Source organism: Priestia aryabhattai B8W22, from assembly GCF_000956595.1.
GTDB lineage: Bacteria > Bacillota > Bacilli > Bacillales > Bacillaceae_H > Priestia > Priestia aryabhattai.
The window spans coordinates 147,742-166,243 of sequence record NZ_JYOO01000008.1 but is presented as its reverse complement, the minus strand read 5'-3'; the positions used below and the strand labels follow the sequence as shown (position 1 = coordinate 166,243).

Genomic DNA, 18,502 nt, shown 5'->3' with positions numbered 1-18,502 from the left:
CCTTCTTCAACGTCGAATGTTACAGCTTGACCTTCGTCTAAAGATTTGAATCCTTCGCTTTGGATTGCTGAGAAATGTACGAATACATCGTCGCCGTTTTCGCGCTCGATAAATCCGAAACCTTTTTCTGCATTAAACCATTTTACTGTACCTTTTTCCATGAATGTTGCCTCCTCGTGTGCTATGCACACATTGTATTACTATCCTTGCTCATGATCAAAATCTTTAAGACGAAAGTATTCACCTATCGATTGTTGCCGAACAAAAATAATTCTTCTTATAGAATAGCAAAAGATAATGATAATTGCAAGGAATGAAGAAAATTTAACGAAGATGTTGCCTTCCTTTAACGAAAGAAAACGAAAATTATACGGCTGAAAATAAGTAAGAAAGAGCGTATCAGGTCACACTATCTCTATATATAAGAAGAAAGGGGTAGTCATATGTTTAAACAAAAAGCTGGAGAAAAACTGATTGAACTGCTAATTGAATGGGGCGTTGATCATATTTACGGCATGCCAGGAGACTCCATTAATTCAATTATTGAACCGCTTCGCAAAGCCCAGGATAAAATTAAATTTATTCAAGTAAGGCATGAAGAAGCGGGAGCTCTCGCAGCAGCTGCATATGCGAAGCTAACGGGTAAAATCGGTGTATGTACGGCTATTGCCGGACCGGGAGCAATTCATTTACTAAATGGCTTATATGATGCCAAATTAGACAAAGCGCCCGTTTTAGCACTTACGGGGCAAGTAGAATCAGATCTCATCGGCAGCGATGCGTTTCAAGAAATTAATTTAGAGAGAATGTTCGATGATGTGGCTGTATATAACCAGCGAGTCATGTCCGCTGAGCAGCTTCCGACTGTTGTCAATCAAGCGATTCGAACAGCGTATGCTAAAAAAGGTGTGGCTGTGTTAACCATTCCCGATGATATTCCTCGTTTTGAAGTTGGATCAGAAGCACGAGAAACATCAAGCATAATTGTCAAACAAGACATTTTTCCCCATAGAGAAGATCTTGAAAAAGCAAAAGATTTGATTGGTAAAGCGGAAAGTCCGGTTATCCTAGCCGGTCGAGGCACACATGAAATGAGAGAAGAGCTGCTTGCATTTGCAGAAAAAATCGCAGCACCTATTGTCCTTACGCTTCCTGGAAAAGGCGCAATACCGGATGAACATCCATATTGCCTCGGAGGACTTGGATTAATCGGGACAAAGCCAGCGTATGAAGCGATGCAAGAAGCGGATACGCTCATCATGATTGGGACGTCCTATCCGTTTACAGGCTTTTTGCCAGACCATGCGAAAACGATTCATATTGATATTGATCCTGCACAAATTGGCAAAAGATATCCTGTAGATGCAGGGCTTGCAGGAGAAGCGAAAGCAACGATTCAGTGGTTTTTAGAAAACGTTGGCCGCTCAGAGCATCGCCAGTTTTTAGAGCAAAGTCAAGAACGTATGAAAAAGTGGTGGAATCAGCTTGATAGCCAAGAAGCCAAAGAAAGTGTACCTATCAAGCCTCAGCGAGTGATTCGAGCGCTTCAGCACGTAGCGGATGATAACGCGGTCTTGTCTGTAGATGTAGGAAACGTCACAGTATGGATGGCGCGTCATTTTCGTATGACAAATCAGCAGTTTGTGATTTCAAGCTGGCTAGCGACTCTCGGCTGCGGGCTGCCGGGCGCACTTGCTGGAAAAATTGCTTATCCCGAGAAGCAGGTGTTTGCGGTATGTGGAGACGGCGGCTTTGCGATGACAATGGCAGATTTTATTACAGCCGTTAAATACAATCTTCCGCTAGTCGTAGTGCTATTTAACAATCATAAAATCGGCATGATTAAATTTGAACAAGAAGTAATGGGAAATGCTGAATTTGGGACAGATTTAACAAATCCGAATTTTGCTAGGTATGCAGATATCTGCGGAGGTGTTGGCTACCGAGTAGAAAAGGAAGACGAGCTGCTGCCGGCTTTTGAAAGTGCAGTTAGACAGAATAAACCGTGCATTATCGATGTAATCGTCGATGCAAATGAAGCGCCTATGCCAGCAAAGATTACGCTAGGGCAAGCAACAGGGTATGCCAAGCACATGGTGAAAGAATTGTTTCAAGAAGGCAAGCTAGATTTACCTCCTCTATAAAAAAGAGGCTGTGACTTAGTAAAGATCCGAACGATGAATCGAGACTCTTAATGGAGAATCAACTTCGTTCGGATTTTTTATTGTGCTGGTGAATATAATTTAATTAACTATAAAATTATTATGTAAACTTAAATACTAACAAATGAAAAGTAGTGATATCATATTTTTGTAAAGTGGATGAGCAAAAAAATGCCGAATTGGATGGTCTTTTTTTATAAAACTTCTTTAAGATAAGAGAGATAAAGGATAAACTACTAATAAGAAAGTTTAAATGTAAGGACTGACGCCGCATGAACTGGAGACCAGATCGCGCTAGCAAAAAAGCGATTTATAAACAAATTGCAGAATATATTGAAAGCTGTATTTCATCGGGAGCTTTTCCGCCGGATTCTATGCTGCCATCAGAACGAACGCTTGCCGCTGAGCTCAACGTGAACAGAAGCACGGTAGTAGCTGCTTATGAAGAGCTGCAGGCACTTGGAATCGTAGAACGTAAAAAAGGAAGCGGCACGCGAGTTAGTTCGAGCATCTGGGGAATTTCCCGAAAACGTATTCCAAACTGGGGGAGATATGTAGAAGACGGTTCATTTTTGCCTAATTTACCGCTCGTACAGCGAATCAGAAGCGAGGCTTTGCGAACAGATTTTGTGAACTTAGCCAGCGGAGAGTTAGCTCCTAGCTTATTTCCAAGCGAAGATTTTCAGCAAATATTAGCGGGCATGCCTTTTAATGAACATTTAGGCTATGATCATCCCCACGGCAATGAACGTTTGCGTGATGCTATTGCTGCTCATGTTCATGAGTACCGGAAAATCTCCACTGACTCCAATTCTATTCTAATTACATCAGGTGCACAGCAAGCACTTCATTTGATTGTGCAGTGTTTGTTAAAACCAGGGGATGCAGTAGCGATTGAAGATCCGTCCTATAGCTATTCACTGCCGCTCTTTCAATCAGCAGGTCTACGAACGTTTTTGCTGCCTGTAGATAAAAATGGAGCCAACCCGGACGACTTAGTAGAATTACATAAAAAGCATCGCATTCGAATGGTTTTTTTAAATCCATATTATCAAAACCCGACCGGTATTGTGTTATCAGAAGCGCGCCGAAAGCGGTTTTTAGAGCTTTCTTCAGAATATGGTATTCCGCTTATTGAAGATGATCCTTATTCACTCACGGCATTTGACGGCAATGTACATCAAACGCTGAAATCGATGGACGAGAACGGAAATGTCCTCTATATCAGCTCGCTTTCTAAAATTGTGGCATCAGGCCTTCGAATCGGCTGGATAGTGGGGCCGGAGCAAGTAATTCAGCGCCTGGCAGACGCTAAGCAGCAAATTGATTTTGGCCACAGCATCTTTCCGCAGTGGATTGCTTATCAATTCTTAGATTCTCCTACATTTTCTTCTCATATTGAAAAGCTTAGACAAGAGCTCAAAAAGCAAGAGTATGCCCTGTCGTCGAGTCTGAACGAATTGCTTGGATCAAAAGTATCTTTTGATTCGCCTCAAGGCGGGATTCACTTATGGTGCAAAGTGAATCAGCCGGTCGATGACTATCGTCTATTGGAAGAATCGCTTAAAAAAGGAGTAGCCTTTGTCCCAGGAAGCGTGCTGAGTTCTCAAAGCGGAGCTATTCGCTTTACGTTTGGCAGAGGGGAAGAAGAGGTTATTCGAGAAGGAATTAAACGATTTGCGAGCGCTCTAGAGAGTCTGGAATAGCTATAAACATAGCTAAACGTGCCGGATGAAAGTTTTATTTTATTATTTCGTATAGATTGTTATGATCTTGTGCTATACTAAGAGTACCATTAACTTTACTTCTGTATTTGTACCGACTGGCCCTGTTGAAAAACAGGGCTTTTTTATGTTTGTACACAAAAAAACAGATCCTTTAAAGGATCTGTTTCTGATATGTTGTGTTTCTTATGCTTTTTGAACGTTAGCAGCTTGAGGTCCGCGTTGACCTTGTTCTACGTCAAATGTTACAGCTTGACCTTCGTCTAAAGATTTGAAGCCTTCGCTTTGGATTGCTGAGAAGTGTACGAATACATCGTCTCCACCTTCGCGCTCGATGAATCCAAAACCTTTTTCTGCGTTAAACCATTTTACTTTACCTTGTTCCATAATTGTTGCCTCCTCGTGCGGACTCGCACATTGTGGTACTATTCTTGCTCAAATCTAAAGACGAAAAGTGACAATACTCATACATCCCCACCGAACAAAAATAATTCTCTTATATCTTAGCAGAAATTTCCTATGTTTGCAAGCGCTTTATTTAAAAACCATTCGTATTTTTTAGACAAGTTTTTTATAAATTATGTCTAAAAAATGTCACATTTTGAACATTTTAGAAAGGCTATTCTTTGTATTCGCTTTTACTGTAGTTATATAATAATGAAAATATGGTTTTTCTAAAGGTAGAAAACAAGTATAAATGTACATACTGAGTGCTGAAATGGAGTGGTAAAGATGAAAGTGGGTTTAATTGGTTTAGGAAATATGGGATTACCGATGGCGGAAAATATGATAAAAGCGGGTCATGAACTTGTGATTTATAACCGCACTGCTTCAAAGGCGGAAAGTCTTGTGAAAAAAGGAGCAAAGGTTGTGGAGACACCTGCTCAAGCAGCACAAGAAGCGAATCTTGTCTTTACGATTCTTTCAAATGATGAGGCTTTAGAAGAAGTAACGCTTTCAGAAGTCGGTGTACTTGCAGGCCTTCAAGAAGGCGGTATTCACGTTTCTGTGAGTACTATTAGCGTAGATTTATCGGAAAAATTAACAAGCACACATGCTGCATCAGGACAGCATTTTGTTGCAGCGACCGTTTTAGGTCGCCCCGACGCAGCAGCTGCCGCGGCTCTCAAAGTAATAGTTGCAGGTAATAAAGAAGCAAGAGAGCATGTTTGGCCGCTGTTTGAAGCGATTGGTCAAACTATTTTCACTGTAGGAGACGAGCCTTACTTATCAAATGTAGCTAAGCTTGGCAATAATTTTTTATTAGTATCGATGTTAGAAGCTGTTTCTGAAGCAGTAGTCATGGTAGAACAGTATGGCATGCAAGCGGAGCAGTTTCTTGAAGTGGTTAATAGCTTATTTGCATCTCCTGTGTATAAAAATTACGGCAATTTAATTGCTAAAAGAGACTTTGATCCAGCCGGATTTAAGCTGGAGCTTGGACTAAAAGATGTAAACTTGGCTATTGATGCAGCCAAAAAAGTGTCCGCTCCGCTTCCGTTAGGAGAGCTTGTGAAAGGTCATTATGAACAAGGAATTGAAAATGGCTGGGGTCATTTAGACTGGTCGGCGTTACTAAAAACAGTTGAAGCTCTAAAAAAAGATAACTAAAAAGACGAAAAGGAGTGCAGCCAGTGAAAGCGAAAGGAAAGTGGGTATGGATTGTATCCCTTATTTCGATTATTTCGTGTCTGCTGTTTGCAGCAGGGCTTGGAATGTCTATTTATGATTATGTTACCGCCTCAAAAGCTAGCGTAAAAGAAATGCCAAAGCCGAAGCAAGAAACAAGCAGCAGTAACAAAAGCACCAAGAATTATACGATTGTCGCTTTAGGAGATTCACTGACAAGAGGAACAGGAGACGCAGCGGGAAAAGGATACGTTGGGTATTTAAAAGATAATCTTGAAGAAAAAACGAAGAAAAAAATTCTCTTAAGTAACTTTGGTATAAAAGGTCAAACGTCTTCGCAGCTGGCAAGTCAAGTAAAGCAGCAGCAGATTCAGCGGCAGATTAAGTCTGCAGATACCGTTTTGATTACCATTGGCGGAAATGACTTATTTCAAGGTGGGCAAACGCTGCAGAACTTAAATAAAAACAATATTCAAAAGCTAGAAAATGACTATTTAAAAAACGTAGACAGCATCTTAAAAAGCATCCGTTCGGCAAATAAAGACGCGACGATTTTTTTAATTGGTTTATATAATCCGTTTAGTAACCTGCAAGATGCAAAAACGACAACGGCTATTGTACGAGAATGGAATTATAAAAGCAGTGAATTAAGTGCTAATTATAAGCAAACTGTTTTTGTTCCGACCTTTGATTTGTTTCAGCTAAAGGTAGATGACTACTTATATACTGATAAGTTTCATCCGAATGCAAAAGGCTACAAGCTGATCGCAGAACGTGTAGCATCGCTTATTACGTGGTAAGGGAGGGAATGATATGAGTGAAGTAACGCTTTCAGTAAAAGGACTGAGAAAAGTAATAGGAAAACGTGAAATCATCAAAAATATTGATTTTGAATTAAAAAGAGGCGAAGTGTTCGGTTTTTTAGGACCCAATGGAGCCGGTAAAACGACAACGATTCGAATGCTTGTCGGCTTGATTCGCCCGACGGCTGGTTCCATTTCTATCTGTGGATACAGCGTATCGAAGCAGTTTACAAAAGCGATGGAGCATATCGGCTGTATTGTTGAAAATCCTGAGCTGTATCCATACTTAAGCGGCTGGGAAAATCTGCAGCATTTTTCACGTATGATTCCTTCTATGACGGAAGAACGCATTTATGAAGTGGTGGCATTAGTTGGCTTGCAAGAGCGTATCCACGATTTAGTTCGCACGTATTCCTTAGGTATGAGGCAGCGTTTAGGAATTGCGCAAGCGCTTCTCGGAAAACCAAAAGTGCTCATTTTAGACGAGCCAACGAATGGACTAGACCCTTCTGGGATTCGGGACATGCGTAAATTTATTCGCTTTTTAGCTGAAAGTGAAGGTCTAAGCGTCTTAGTATCCAGTCATTTACTGAGCGAGATTCAGCTGATGTGTGACCGAGTAGCGATTATTGCAAAAGGAGAAGTTATTCACACAGAATCGGTGAAGACCCTGTTAACTCAGCAGGAGCGCTTACTGTGGAAGCTAGATCCGCAGCCTGCGGGAATAGACGTCTTAAAACAAGTGACGGACTTTGTGCAAGTGCAGGGAGAATATGTCACGACGTTTTATGAGGAAGCTGAAGTGGGAGAGTGGAACAAACAGCTCATTCAAGCAGGAGTAACGGTAAAAGAAATGAACCGAAAGCTTCCAACTCTTGAAGATTTATTTATCGAAATGACAGGAGGCGAATCGATTGATTAGTTTGGTTCAAAATGAAATGATCAAGCTCGTTCGAAAAAAGCGCCTGTTAATCGTTACCCTTATTATGGGTGTTTTGATTTCCATGTTCACCTATGCTCAGCTTCGCGAAACGCAGCGCCTTCAAGAAAAGCTAGGAACGACCGATTGGCGCAGTACGCTGCAGCAAGAAATTATCGATACGCAAAATCGGCTGAGCGGAAGCCAAATTTCAGATGATTGGCGCAAGCAGCTTGAAATTCGCGTGGCGCAGCAGCAGTATTACTTAGATAACGATATCAATCCTTCAGAACCGGGAGCGCCAACGTTTGTGCGAGGGTTCATTGAAAACGCTATTCAGCTTTTGCTGCCGCTGATGATTATGATTATTGCAGCGGATTTAGTGTCTTCAGAATACAGCTTGGGATCCATCAAGGTACTGTTGACGAGGCCTGTGAAACGGTGGAAAATCCTGCTTAGTAAATATATCACGCTCGTCATGTCCGTCTCGTTTTTAATTTTAATGTTTGGCGTGTTGTCGTATCTCATTTCGGGCATTGTATTTGGATTTAAAGGATGGACAGCCCCGATTCTTACGGGGTTTAGCGTGCAGGGCAATGATTTGAATACAGCGGACGTTCATTTAATTTCGCAGTGGAGATATATTTTAATGGAGTTTGGCCTTGCTTGGTTTGTATCTCTGGTGGTTGGAACGCTTGCTTTTATGCTGTCCGTTTTAATTAAAAGTACGGCTGCTGGTATGGGTGTGATGCTTGCTTGTTTGATTGCAGGTACGATTTTAAGCAGTATGGTTTCTTCGTGGAATTCAGCTAAGTACTTGTTTATGGTCAATTTAAATTTAACTTCTTACCTGCAAGGCACAGCTCCTCCGACTGAAGGAATGACACTAGGGTTTTCCTTGGGTGTTTTAACCATTTGGGGACTTGCCGGGCTGCTCGTGTCGTTTCTGGTATTTACCAAAAAAGATGTGTACTAATTCCATATAAGTTGACGATAATCAGGAACGTACGTTATGATTGTGTTAACAAAAAATGCTGTTTTGCTCAAAGGGGAGTAGCTCTTGCAGTAAAGTCGTCATTTCGAGATTATTATCTCCGGCTTTATTGACAATGCAAATTGTTAGCGAGACCTTTGCCAATGTTGCCATTGGTAAAGGTCTGGATACAAACACCTTTACCACATGTGGTAAAGGTGTTTTTTGTTATTTTAAAAGAAGAGAGGAGCTTAAAAATGTCAAAACTATCGAGACTGTTAAAAAGCCCCGCTGTAAAAAAAGGAATAAAAAAAGCTGTACCCATTATTATGAAAGAGTTAAAGAAACGAAAATCGAAAAGAAGATAGCAGAAAAGAAATAAGAAAGGTTGAGTGCTAAGTGAAAAAGTGGATGCTAGTCATATCAACTGCTGTTCTTTTTATGGTCGGCGGCTGTTCTTTTCTTGAAGATACAAGCAGTACGTTGAACTACGCAAACGATGCGAAAGATTACGTGAGTGAAGCACAAAAGTTTGCTGAAGAAATACCGCCTCTAGCGGAAAAAGCTGTTAATGACGATGAGGCAATAAAAAAGCTAGAGCAAAAGCTGCAGGAAATGAAAGGGAAAGCTGAAGATTTTAATCAAACCAAAGCTCCTGACATCGCTTCTGATGTGCACGATCAGCTTGTTCAACAAAACGAAAAAATCATTAGTGGAATTGAAGCCTATGAAGCCAATATAAAGGATGGCAGCTTCAATCCGGAAGCGCTAAAAAACAGTGAATTGTTTCAATCAATTCAAGATGTATCAAGTATTATGAAACAAATTAAAGAATTAGGTCAGTAAAAAAGCGAGCCTGGGACAAAAGTATGTAGTTGAAGAAAATCCGAACGATGAATCAAGATTCTTGATGGAGAATCAACTTCGTTCGGATTTTTTTATTTGTAGGGTGAACGTAGGTTTCATGTGTATAGATGCTTTAGATTGGATTGATATAGTAGGTATGTCTTATAACTCAACCTCGTTTCCATGTTATAAATGTAAAATTATATAAATATATCTATTTGTTAGAAGACAAAAACCTCCTCTTTCTTTTTTATATCTACGAAATTTTGTTAGAAGCTGTGACAAACTTAATGTCTGCTTTTCATATCCTATGTATAGTACATATATACACACCGCTTGAAATAAAATTTTTTCGAATGAAAAGAGGGCGTGGGAATGTTGATTTATTAGGTAATAAGACTCATTTAAAAAGGAGGGTTCATCCAATTAATAAAAACTATAGTCCTTTGTTTTAAAGAGAGAAACTAAAAAAAATTTTTCGGTTTACAAAAAGTTAATAAAACGCATACAAATGGTTTACTAAAAAATCAAAAAATTTACATCCTTTATAAATCTTTTCTGCTATACTATTTTTGAACAGTTGCTAGATTTATAGCGATGATAACTTACTTGAAAGGTGAATGGTAGATGAAAAAGAATACTCGCAGTAAAACGAAGAAAATCCTATCCACATCACTGGCACTTTCTCTATTATCGATGCCTCTTTTAACTACACAGGCAGGAGCGGAAGAACGTCATCCTGGACAAAGCTCACAGCAAAGCAAGCATCAAGGCCATAATAAAAAAGATGCGCTTGTGAACATACGCCTGATGGAAACAACCGATGTTCATACGAATCTATTAAACTATGATTATTTCAAAGACGCCCCTTATGAAAAAGTAGGTTTAGCTAAAACCGCTACCTTAATCAAAAATGCTCGAAAAGAAGTAAAAAACAGCTTATTAGTGGATAACGGAGACCTCATTCAAGGAACGCCTCTAGGCACGTATAAAGCCAAGATTAACCCGCTGAAAAAAGGTGAAGTTCATCCTGTATTTAAAGCAATGAATCAGCTGGATTACGATATTGCAACGCTTGGAAATCATGAGTTCAACTATGGATTAGACTTCTTAGCAGAAGCGTACAACGATGCAAATTTCCCTTACATAAATGCCAATGTCTACGTTGATGATCATGACAACAACCCAAAAAATGATAAAAATAAATTTACGCCATATAAAATTATGAATAAAAAAGTCGTCGATGAAAATGGAAAGAAACGAACGATTAAAGTTGGTTTTATTGGCTTTGTACCGCCTCAAATTAACGATTGGGATAAAGCAAACCTTGATGGGAAAGTCATTACAAAAGGCATTGTGGAAACAGCCAATAAGTACATTCCAGAAATGAAGAAAAAAGGCGCGGACGTAGTTGTCGCGATGGCTCACTCTGGGTTTAGCAGCAATAAGCAAAACACGGAAGATGTCATTTACTCATTAAGTGAAGTAAAAGGCATTGATGCTATTACGTTTTCGCATACGCATAAAGTCTTCCCTGCTAAAACGGAAGCTTCACTAGACGGTTTGTTCCTTGGAGCAGATAAAAAACCTCTTCCTGGCGTTGATAATGCAAAAGGAACAATCAACGGCGTTCCCGCTGTCCAAGCAGGTTACGGCGGAGGGTCACTTGGTTTAATTGACTTAACGTTAAAAGAAGAAAAAGGAAAATGGAAAGTAGTAAGCTCTCAATCGTCTACGCGTGAAACGTATAAAGATGTAAAAGACGCGTCAGGGAAAACGGTTACGCAAAGTACGGTAGAACCGGATAAAGGTGTTGTTAAAGCAGTTCAAAAAGATCACGATGCAACGGTTAAATACGTGAACACACCAATCGGTAAAACGACGGATGATATTCACAGCTATTTTTCTCTTGTAAAAGATGATCCATCTATTCAAGTGGTAACAAATGCACAAAAAGATTACGTAGAAAAGTACGTTTCTCAAAACAAGCCGGAATATAAAGACCTTCCGATTTTATCAGTGGGAGCGCCTTTTAAAGCAGGAAGAAACGGCGTTGATGAATATACGGAAATTAAAAAAGGTGACTTAACGATCCGAAGCGCAGGCGACCTGTATCTATATGACAACACGTTAAAAGCTGTCAAAGTAAAAGGTTCTGTGGTAAAAGACTGGATTGATATGTCTGCAGGTAAGTTTAATCAAATTACACCGAATAAAACAGAAGAGCAGGAATTATTAAACCCAAGCTTCCCTGTTTATAACTTTGACGTCATTGATGGCGTTCAATACCAAATCGACGTGACAAAACCAGCAAAATACGATGTGAATGGAAACGTGATTCACGCAGATTCAAGCCGAGTTGTTAACTTAACGTATAACGGTAAACCAGTTGACCCGAATCAAGAGTTTATCGTTGTGACAAATAACTACCGAGCTGGCGGAGGCGGAAACTTCCCAGGTCTCAAAGGAAGCGAGCTTGTGGTGGATTCAGCGGATGAAAACCGTCAAATTCTAATGGACTACATCACCGAACAAAAAGAAATTACGCCGACAGCTGACGATAACTGGTCCATTGCACCAATTAACGGAACGGCTAACGTGACGTTCACAAGCTCACCGCGCGGAGAAAGCTATTTAACTGAAGGAAGCAACATTACGTATACAAATAAAACGGATGACAAAGGATTTGGCATTTACAAAATTAATTTAAACGGTGAATCAAAAGATAATACAAAGATTCAGCTGTTAGGTATGAACGACCTGCACGGTCAGCTCGATACAGATACAAAAATCAATTCAAATGGCCAAACGCTGTTAGCTGGAAATATGAAATATACAGCAGCAGCTATTCGTAAACAAGAAGCTGAAAATCCGAATACGCTTTTAGTTCATGCTGGAGATATGATTGGCGGAAGCCCGTTAGTCTCAGCGCTGTTTCAAGATGAGCCAACGGTTGAAGTGATGGAATCACTTGGATTTGATCTAGGTACGCTTGGAAATCATGAGTTTGATGAAGGCATTGCTGAGCTTCACCGTATGATTGAAGGCGGAGACCATCCAAAAGGCACAAAAGGATACGACGGCATGAATTTCCCGGTGGTAGCGGCAAATGCTTATGATACTTCAACTAATAAATTAATTACGGAGCCTTATGCAATAAAAGAAGTAGGCGGCAAGAAAATCGGCTTTATCGGCGTTGTAACACAAGAAACGCCAAGCATGATTGTACGTAAAGGAAATGAAAACTTAGAAATTACGGACGAAGCAGCAGCGATCGATAAATATACGGCAGAATTGAAAAAGCAAGGTGTTAAAGCCATTGTGGTACTTGCTCATAATCCTTCTTATCAAAACGGAGCGCCTACTGAGTTCGATGCAGCGGATATCGCTAAAAAAGTTGACGATGAAGTTGACGTGATCTTTTCAGCTCACAATCACGTATACAACAACAAAGTAGTAGATAACAAACTAATTGTTCAAGCTTATTCATACGGTTCAGCGTTTTCTGATGTAGATGTTGAAATTGATAATACGGGTGACATCGTGAAAAAAGATGCAAAAATTGTGACCGTATATCAAAAAGACTATACGCCAGATCCTGAAGTTTCAAAAATCATGCAAAAATATGAAGACCTAGCAGGACCTATTAAAGCAGAAGTTATTGGGAATTCATCTACCACTCTAGCAAAAAGCTATCCGTCTAGTGGAGCAACAGGAGATACGGCGCTTGGTAACTTAATAGCTGACGGAATGAAAGCAGAAATGAACGCTGACTTTGCTTTAATGAATGGCGGAGGCGTTCGTTCACAGCTTGATGCAGGTGATGTGACATACGGCGATTTATTTGCGATTCAGCCGTTTGGCAACGTCTTAAATAAAGTAAAGCTAAGCGGAGCGGATTTAGAAACGGTGCTGAATAACCAAATTACCTCATCCGGACTAGACTTTCATATTGCAGGCTTTAACTATACGTGGGACAGTAGTACTAATAAAGTCGTCGATATCACGCTTCCAGATGGAAGTAAAATTGACAAAGAAAAAGAATACACGGTAGTAGTGAATAACTATATGTACGGAAATGAAAAATATGGTATTGGTGCACTTTCGTCAGATATGGAAGTGGGACCAGAAGATTTACAAGCAACGGTGAAATATATTAAAACACTTGAGAGCCCGTTTGAATACAAAGCCGAAGGCCGTATTCGAAACGTGGCAGATGCTAAAACAGCTGAACAGCAAGAACCGACTTTAAAAATAGCTCAATAAGCCAAAAAAGGCTGTCTCATAACTCGGATTTCCGGTTTAGAGACAGCCTTTTTTTAATAGTTTAACTTAAATTTTAAACTCTCAGTCAATGAATTTACGTTAGAAAAGACAGCTTAATTTTTGAAACAATCACCAAATTGTGGTATTCTTTCCATAAGAAGACTTACGTAAACGTTAAAAATAGTATCAAAGATTTCACTATTTTTTCATTTATCTACGCTATTATGTAAAGTTATATAGAACCTGTAAAAGAACGTGTTCGCTATAGTAAAGGAGTAAATAAAAGTGGCTATTAATCTACAAAAAGGGCAGAAAATTGATTTAACAAAAGGAAGAGAAGGGTTATCTTCTATTACGGTTGGATTAGGATGGGATCCTGTAAAAAAACGCAGCTTTTTTGGTTTTGGAGGAAGCGGACCAGAGATTGACTGCGATGCGTCTGTTCTTATGCTCAATTCGAACGATAGGCTTGTAAGTAACTCAGCCGTTGTGTATTTTGGGAATCGTCATAGTAACTGTGGAAGCGTCAAACATTCAGGCGATAATCTTACCGGAGCAGGTGAAGGGGACGATGAACAAATTTTTGTTGATTTAAAAAATGTTCCTGGAAACGTACATAAACTTGTTTTTGTAGTCAACATCTATCAGTGTGTTGAGCGAAACCAAGATTTCGGTATGATTAAAAATGCTTTTATTCGTGTTGTGGACAGCGCTAAAAACGAAGAGCTTGTACACTTTAATTTATCTGAAGATCATTCAGGAGCAACAGCTTTATTTGCGGGTGAAATTTATCGAGACGGAAAAGAGTGGAAGTTTTCAGCAACTGGAGATGCAACGAGAGATACTGGATTGGCTGAAATTGCAAACAAATATACAAAATAAACAACTAGAAAAGAGGGGAACGAAATGGCTATTAATCTTTCAAAAGGACAAAAAGTAGATTTAACAAAAACAAATCCAGGATTAACAAACGTAGTAGTAGGTCTTGGGTGGGATGTAAATAAGTATGACGGTGGAAACGATTTTGATTTAGATTCATCGGTCTTTTTATTAAACGGAGCAGGAAAATGCGCTTCAGAATCTGATTTTATTTTTTACAATAATACGACGGGTGCAAACGGAGCGGTTGAGCATACCGGAGATAACCGTACGGGCGTAGGTGAAGGAGACGATGAGCAGGTTCAAGTAGATTTGAAAAATGTGCCTCAATCTATTGAACGTATTGCGTTTACCATTACGATCCATGAAGGGGAAGCACGCGGTCAAAACTTTGGCCAAGTAAGCAACGCCTACGTTCGTATTTTAAATGCAACAAATGACGAAGAGTTAATTCGTTATGATTTAGGTGAAGACTTCTCGATCGAAACAGCGGTCGTGGTAGGCGAGCTGTATCGACACGGTGGAGAATGGAAGTTCAATGCTATTGGCAGCGGCTATCAAGGCGGCTTAGCGGCACTTGTAAACGACTTTGGTTTAAACGCCTAATCATTAAAGTGAGAAAATGTACGGAGGATGTTTTTATGTCAATTTCTTTATCAAAAGGTCAGCGCATTGACCTAACCAAAACGAACCCAGGCTTAACAAAAGTAATAGTAGGTCTTGGGTGGGATACAAATAGATATGCTGGGTCTCAAGATTTCGATTTAGATGCATGTGCATTTTTAGCCAATAAATCAAGCCAAGTTGTAAATGACGAAGAGTTTGTTTTTTACAACAATTTAAAAAGTCCAAACGGAGCTGTGGAGCATACCGGTGACAACCGTACAGGTGCAGGAGACGGAGACGATGAGCAAATCGCCGTTGATTTTTCTCTTCTTCCTGACCACGTTGAAAAAATCGGAATTAGCGTCACCATTCACGACGCAGATGCTCGCGGACAAAACTTTGGACAAGTATCCAACGCGTTTGTTCGTCTGATTGATGCCGAAACAAATGAAGAAGTGCTTCGTTACGATTTAGGTGAAGATTTTTCAATCGAAACAGCTGTCGTTGTATGCGAGCTATACAAGCACGGAAACGACTGGAAGTTTAATGCCATTGGCAGCGGATTTTCCGGTGGCTTGGCCGACCTTTGCCGCAACTATGGATTATCCGTATAAAAAAGGCATGCGATAAATGAAAAAGAAAGGGTGCTTTAACGAGTACCCTTTCTTTTTAGCATGTATATGTCTGAAAAGAAAGGAGCTGTAAGGCGTGAGTAAACTAATTGATCCTCATATGATTAATCTTAACGAGCAGGATGGAATTTCTCTTTTTTCTAAAGATGTTTCTCTGCGAGGTGACTTTGTACAAAATGAGCAGCAAACTTCTTATAAACAAGTGGCGGGAAGATATGTAGGCACCCATCTTGATGCGGACGAGTACGCAGCCTTTCTTTATGAACTTGTACATTCATCATCATCGATCCTTGTCCTACACGATAAGCTTGATAAGTCCATTTCAAATGATAGATTAAAAGAAGTACAAACGATTCTTAAAATTAATCAAGAAGAACGCGGCCTTTCTGTCAATCGATTGTTTGCTTTTTTAGAAGGAAAAAAGCTGATCGTGAAGTCAGAAAATCCCGCTATACATAGAAGAGTACGTGAAAAATTTATTGAAACGTTAACGTGCTTTAAAGAACAGCACGCAGATGGCTTTATGGACGGACATTTTCAACGCGTATTAATCGATTTAATAAAGTGGCAGTGGAATCATCTAACACCTTGGCTGGTCGATAAAACATTTCCTGAGCACGCGCCTCGTATCATGTGGTACGGAGATGCAAATAAAAGCGAGCAGTATTTTCTCTATTATTTAATTTTACTAGGTTTTGACGTCCTTACCTTTCATCCAGAAGGAAAAGATAATTTAAAAGAAGTAGATAAGAATCAGCATTTAACAACGGTTTATACGTTTCCTTCTACTAGCTCGCTTGTACCTTTTCCAACGGATAAACCGGTTCGAAAAGGTACAGTAGCATTTCGAGCGTCTCAAGAAATTGAGCAAGTGCTTCATTCAGAGGAGTCCATGCTGTATAAACCATGGCAATTTCGCTCTTACTTTCCTACTTCAGTTACTCTCAAAACAACGTATGATGAAATTTTTTTATTAATGAGAGAACGCGCGTTTATCCGCCCTAATTTTGAAGTGTCAAAGCCATATGTACACGTGCCGGTTCTGTTTTCAAAAGTACTTGGTATTTCTAAAAACCGAAAAGAGTACTGGAGTAAAGTGCATGAGCTCATGCAAACGGAAAATGAGTTAGCTCTGACGATTGATTCTGTTCCTTTTGCCAAAAAGATAGAGGGAAATAATCACTTTCACTATCAAGGAGCTCTCGGAAGTGATGGCACGCTCAGTCCTGATAAAATGATTGAAAGCAACTGGTGGCGCTATAAAGAGCTGCCTATCGGGCTTCAGCAAGGGCTTGCTGCAGCTATTTCTAGGTATTGTGCACATCCAAAGCTTCTTCGGTTAGATCATGAAGATGCGTATCAGCATCAAATGTATTTGTTTAATCAGTCTTTGAAGCTTCCAAACAACGTGCTTCGTATGCTTCAAAAGTTTGATTATACGCAGCACGTCCCTCGGCTCATTATTTATCACGGAAATGAACATGAAACGTTTACGCGTGAAGATGCAGCTTTACTGCTTCTATTAAATGAATTCGGCGTTGATATTGTTCTCTTTAATCCGACGGGTCAACTGGATATAGAAGCGTTCGTCGAAGAAAAGTATTTCGATATGCACTGGCTAGAAGATATTAGCTTTAATGAAGAATTCAAAGAGCCGTCGCTCATTCAAAAATGGTTAAAACGAATCTTTTAAAGAAAGAAGGGTTTTTAAATGGCAACAAACGAATTACAGCCTTTAGATGTAAACGAAGCCGAAGAAGTTTTAGAAACAAAGCCTAACGAAGTAAAAGCAAAACTGCGAGAAGAGCCGGAAGTACGTCGCTTAGCAGAACAAATTGATTATAAAAATCAGCTGGCTTTACTTGAGTATGGGAAAGAAACAGCCAATGAAATTTCCTCTTTTTCCGGAAAAGTGCTTAGTACAATTAAATCGTCTAGCATGGAAGAGTCAAGTCAATTATTAAAGCAGCTTGGAAAGATTATGGACAAATTTGATGCAAAGGATTTTGTTGAAGATAAAGGGTTTTTCTCTAAGCTTTTTAAACGCGGTCAAAAAATAGTGGACAAGCTGTTTCAAAAATATGAGACGATGGGCTCTGAAATTGATAAAGTGTATGTTGAAATCACAAAATATGAAACCGAAATGAAGCATTCAACCACAACGCTTGAACAGCTTTACGAGCAAAACTATCAGTATTATATGGAGCTTGAAAAATACATTGTAGCGGGCGAAGTGAAAGTAGAAGAGTTAAAACAAGAGCTAAAGGTGCTTGAAGAAAGAGCGTCGAGTGGAAATCAGCTGGCGGCAATGGAGCTTCAAACCTTAAAAAACGCGGTTGAGCTGATGGAGCAGCGATTATATGATCTAGAAATGGCAAAACAAGTATCTTATCAATCCGCTCCTCAAATTCGCATGCTCCAGCGAGGAAATACAAAGCTGATCGGCAAAATCAATTCTGCGTTTATTACAACGATTCCTATTTTTAAAAATGGACTTATTAACGCCATTGCAGCGAAGCGTCAAAATTTAGTAGCTGAGTCGATGAACGAATTAGACAAACGTACAAATGAACTGCTCATTCGAAATGCAGAAAATATTTCACAGCAAAGCGTTAAAATCGCCAAAATGTCCGGTGCCCCTAGCGTAAAAGTAGAAACGATGGAGCAAACGTGGAATATTATTATGAAAGGAATGCAGGAAACAAAAGCAATTGAAGAGGAAAATAAACGCCTTCGTGAAGAAGGACTTGTTCGCTTGGAGCAATTTCAAGAAAACTTCAAGGCGCTTGAACATAAGATGTAACGAAAAAGCGGGAATCTTTACGATTCCCGCTTTTTTTGCATATACGTTTGCTAGAAGTCTGATCTACAAGCGATTAGTGAAAAGCGTGAAAGGGTATCAGGTATAAAAGAAGTATTATCCAAAATAAGATAGTTATTTCCAAAAGGCGTTCGTGTACGTTTATAATTTAAGTTAAAAATGCAAAAAACTTAATTATTTTAAGTTTTTTGCTGGTTTTTAACTTTTCTTTGCGCTACAATTAGTTCATATCAAAGTAAAAA

General features: G+C 39.6%; 15 protein-coding genes. 13 read left to right on the top strand and 2 right to left on the bottom strand.

Features of this window, described 5'->3' with window-relative positions; translation table 11 throughout:
* Positions 1-161: cold-shock protein (locus tag N178_RS08840; protein WP_045291816.1), on the bottom strand; the 161-nt coding region annotated here is incomplete at its 3' end.
* Between the two features lie 282 nt (positions 162-443).
* Between N178_RS08840 and N178_RS08835 the strand changes: the two genes are divergently transcribed.
* Positions 444-2,144, top strand: coding sequence for a pyruvate oxidase (locus tag N178_RS08835; protein WP_045291815.1), 1,701 nt, complete (start codon positions 444-446; stop codon positions 2,142-2,144).
* A gap of 290 nt (positions 2,145-2,434) precedes the next feature.
* The gene (pdxR, locus tag N178_RS08830) at positions 2,435-3,868 is read left to right on the top strand and encodes a MocR-like pyridoxine biosynthesis transcription factor PdxR (RefSeq protein WP_045291814.1); all 1,434 of its coding nucleotides are present in this window, start codon (positions 2,435-2,437) and stop codon (positions 3,866-3,868) included.
* A gap of 204 nt (positions 3,869-4,072) precedes the next feature.
* On the opposite strand, the gene N178_RS08825 is transcribed toward pdxR, so the two are convergent.
* Complete coding sequence (locus N178_RS08825) at positions 4,073-4,273, bottom strand: cold-shock protein (RefSeq protein ID WP_013057405.1); 201 nt, start codon at positions 4,271-4,273, stop codon at positions 4,073-4,075.
* 345 nt (positions 4,274-4,618) lie between these two features.
* On the opposite strand from N178_RS08825, the gene N178_RS08820 reads away from it, so the two are divergent.
* The 11 genes from N178_RS08820 (at position 4,619) to N178_RS08765 (ending at position 18,242) form a co-directional block, all read left to right on the top strand.
* Positions 4,619-5,497 (top strand): NAD(P)-dependent oxidoreductase, encoded by an 879-nt coding sequence (locus tag N178_RS08820; RefSeq protein ID WP_045291813.1) that lies wholly within the window; start codon positions 4,619-4,621, stop codon positions 5,495-5,497.
* Positions 5,498-5,520: 23 nt separating this feature from the next.
* Positions 5,521-6,315, top strand: a complete 795-nt coding sequence (locus N178_RS08815; protein WP_045291812.1) for a GDSL-type esterase/lipase family protein — start codon at positions 5,521-5,523, stop codon at positions 6,313-6,315.
* Positions 6,316-6,328: 13 nt separating this feature from the next.
* The gene (locus N178_RS08810) at positions 6,329-7,240 is read left to right on the top strand and encodes an ABC transporter ATP-binding protein (RefSeq protein ID WP_045291811.1); all 912 of its coding nucleotides are present in this window, start codon (positions 6,329-6,331) and stop codon (positions 7,238-7,240) included.
* The gene (locus N178_RS08805) at positions 7,233-8,213 is read left to right on the top strand and encodes an ABC transporter permease (protein ID WP_045291810.1); all 981 of its coding nucleotides are present in this window, start codon (positions 7,233-7,235) and stop codon (positions 8,211-8,213) included. The genes N178_RS08810 and N178_RS08805 overlap by 8 nt, the downstream gene beginning before the upstream one ends.
* 396 nt (positions 8,214-8,609) lie before the next feature.
* Entirely contained in the window at positions 8,610-9,056 is a 447-nt protein-coding gene (locus N178_RS08795; protein WP_052942383.1) for a DUF6376 family protein, read from the top strand.
* Positions 9,057-9,683: 627 nt separating this feature from the next.
* Positions 9,684-13,322 carry a multifunctional 2',3'-cyclic-nucleotide 2'-phosphodiesterase/3'-nucleotidase/5'-nucleotidase gene (locus N178_RS08790; protein ID WP_045291808.1) on the top strand — a complete coding sequence of 1,213 codons (3,639 nt, stop codon included), beginning with the start codon at positions 9,684-9,686 and terminating at the stop codon, positions 13,320-13,322.
* Positions 13,323-13,607: 285 nt separating this feature from the next.
* On the top strand, positions 13,608-14,204 hold the full coding sequence (locus N178_RS08785) for a TerD family protein (RefSeq protein WP_045291807.1): 597 nt from the start codon (positions 13,608-13,610) through the stop codon (positions 14,202-14,204).
* Positions 14,205-14,228: 24 nt separating this feature from the next.
* Positions 14,229-14,807, top strand: a complete 579-nt coding sequence (locus N178_RS08780) for a TerD family protein (RefSeq protein WP_025751616.1) — start codon at positions 14,229-14,231, stop codon at positions 14,805-14,807.
* A gap of 35 nt (positions 14,808-14,842) precedes the next feature.
* Positions 14,843-15,421, top strand: a complete 579-nt coding sequence (locus N178_RS08775; RefSeq protein WP_045291806.1) for a TerD family protein — start codon at positions 14,843-14,845, stop codon at positions 15,419-15,421.
* Positions 15,422-15,515: 94 nt separating this feature from the next.
* Complete coding sequence (locus N178_RS08770; RefSeq protein WP_045291805.1) at positions 15,516-17,132, top strand: YceG family protein; 1,617 nt, start codon at positions 15,516-15,518, stop codon at positions 17,130-17,132.
* Between the two features lie 18 nt (positions 17,133-17,150).
* A complete protein-coding gene (locus N178_RS08765; protein WP_028413052.1) occupies positions 17,151-18,242 on the top strand; it encodes a toxic anion resistance protein in 1,092 nt (363 codons plus the stop codon).
* Positions 18,243-18,502 lie beyond the last annotated feature (260 nt).

Bases quoted from the DNA above. Each gene is read 5' to 3' on its own strand.
- N178_RS08835 (WP_045291815.1), top strand. From the start codon at position 444: ATGTTTAAACAAAAAGCTGGAGAAAAACTGATTGAACTGCTAATTGAA.
- pdxR (WP_045291814.1), top strand. From the start codon at position 2,435: ATGAACTGGAGACCAGATCGCGCTAGCAAAAAAGCGATTTATAAACAA.
- N178_RS08825 (WP_013057405.1), bottom strand. From the start codon at position 4,273: ATGGAACAAGGTAAAGTAAAATGGTTTAACGCAGAAAAAGGTTTTGGA.
- N178_RS08820 (WP_045291813.1), top strand. From the start codon at position 4,619: ATGAAAGTGGGTTTAATTGGTTTAGGAAATATGGGATTACCGATGGCG.
- N178_RS08810 (WP_045291811.1), top strand. From the start codon at position 6,329: ATGAGTGAAGTAACGCTTTCAGTAAAAGGACTGAGAAAAGTAATAGGA.
- N178_RS08790 (WP_045291808.1), top strand. From the start codon at position 9,684: ATGAAAAAGAATACTCGCAGTAAAACGAAGAAAATCCTATCCACATCA.
- N178_RS08780 (WP_025751616.1), top strand. From the start codon at position 14,229: ATGGCTATTAATCTTTCAAAAGGACAAAAAGTAGATTTAACAAAAACA.
- N178_RS08775 (WP_045291806.1), top strand. From the start codon at position 14,843: ATGTCAATTTCTTTATCAAAAGGTCAGCGCATTGACCTAACCAAAACG.
- N178_RS08765 (WP_028413052.1), top strand. From the start codon at position 17,151: ATGGCAACAAACGAATTACAGCCTTTAGATGTAAACGAAGCCGAAGAA.